The sequence below is a fragment of the Gluconobacter sp. GP1 genome, assembly GCF_032913585.1.
GTDB classification, from domain to species: domain Bacteria; phylum Pseudomonadota; class Alphaproteobacteria; order Acetobacterales; family Acetobacteraceae; genus Gluconobacter; species Gluconobacter cerinus.
This window is the reverse complement of sequence record NZ_JASGXC010000037.1, coordinates 1-1,311: the sequence shown is the minus strand read 5'-3', so window position 1 is coordinate 1,311 and position 1,311 is coordinate 1. Positions and strand designations below refer to the sequence as shown.

Annotated in this window: 1 protein-coding gene and 1 pseudogene; one reads left to right on the top strand and one right to left on the bottom strand. The window is 55.1% G+C overall.

Annotated features, from left to right (window positions below; all coding sequences use genetic code 11):
* Nucleotides 1–297: pseudogene (locus R5H23_RS16760) on the bottom strand (hypothetical protein); the annotation flags it as partial.
* Nucleotides 298–692: 395 nt separating this feature from the next.
* On the opposite strand from R5H23_RS16760, the gene R5H23_RS16755 reads away from it, so the two are divergent.
* A partial coding sequence (locus R5H23_RS16755) for a hypothetical protein (protein ID WP_317216119.1) occupies nt 693–1,311 on the top strand: 619 nt, incomplete at its 3' end.

Below are 1,311 nucleotides of genomic sequence, written 5' to 3'. Positions count from 1 at the left end.
CGTCAGCGGACGGCGCAATCCCAGTCGCTTAGCCTTGTTCGCGACCGCCTGCGGACTTCTCCCAAGCCTCTCGGCAATGACCTTGATCGCGGTGTCCGTCGGATAGGATTTCGTCAGCTCCATCGTCTCGTCGTGAGACCATAGCCTTCTGGTTTTCGTCAGCTTTAACGATGTTTCTTTACTTGTTGTTAACTCTTTTAAGATCCCGGCAGGACGTAAGAACTTGTTAAATGGCAAACCTATCCACGGTGGAACCACCATGCTTTGAAACTTCATTTCCGCAATGCTTGCCTGCATGATATTCTTTACATCCGTCGAAGCGTTAATCTACCGTCAAACAGCCTAACCGCTCGCGTCGCAAAATGTTACCGATGACTGGTCGTTTTTAGGGAACTGTGTATTTTTGCAACAGTTAGCGGAGAAGGCAGCGGAGTCCCGAAAATCAGCGAGGCCGCGTTTGGGGAATACCTCCATTCCGTTTTTGCATGGCTCACAATCTGGTTTTTTTGGCTTCCCGTTCCGGCTTCGGAATGTCTCGCAAAGACGTTTTTCGGTTGCCAACCCGTTCCTGCCGCCGCGACAGACCGGGCACGCACTCACAACCCCCACCTCTATTATCTCTCAGGATGGAAACCGCTTTGGAGGGTCAAGGTGTCTGGTGAGACGAGAGAGCAGGAAAAGCCCACGGGCGGATGGCTGACAGCAGAGGGCGCGAGGCAGATCCTTGGACCTCTCGTAAAGCCTGTCTCACAACAGAGCAGTCTGCCTTCGGTGACGCCTCGGGGTACTGCACAATGAGAGTGTGTCGAGAGAGCGCACGTCTGACCGTTGTACCGCTGATCGCCGCGTTAGGCTTCAGTCTGGTTACACCTGCTTTTGGAGAGGACGCTTCGTCCGGTTGCCAGACACTCGTGCAAGCAGGGGCGACCGGGCTTGCCGCAGACCTGAAGGCGGACGACGCAACGATCCATCAGCCTAAGTCCGTGACGAAATTCACCTGCCTGGGAAACTTCTTCAACGGCGTCGGACTGGATGTCGTAACGAGTAAACTGAATGTCGCATCACTTGCCGAGGCGGCGATGGGCAAGATCTGCTCCCAGCTTTCATCAGAATGGGACAGCCTCCAGAGTTCTGCCCATTGCGGTCTCTCTGTGACGGGTCTGGATACGAACTTTAATCTTGGCCTCGGGGCAGGCAGTTTTTGCCCTAACCTGAGTTTTGGCGGCGGCGGCGACAGCCTGATCAATGCCGGGACGAATACGACCGGCAACCAGAGCTGGGTTGTGTCCGGACAGAGCCAGCTTCCTTCGG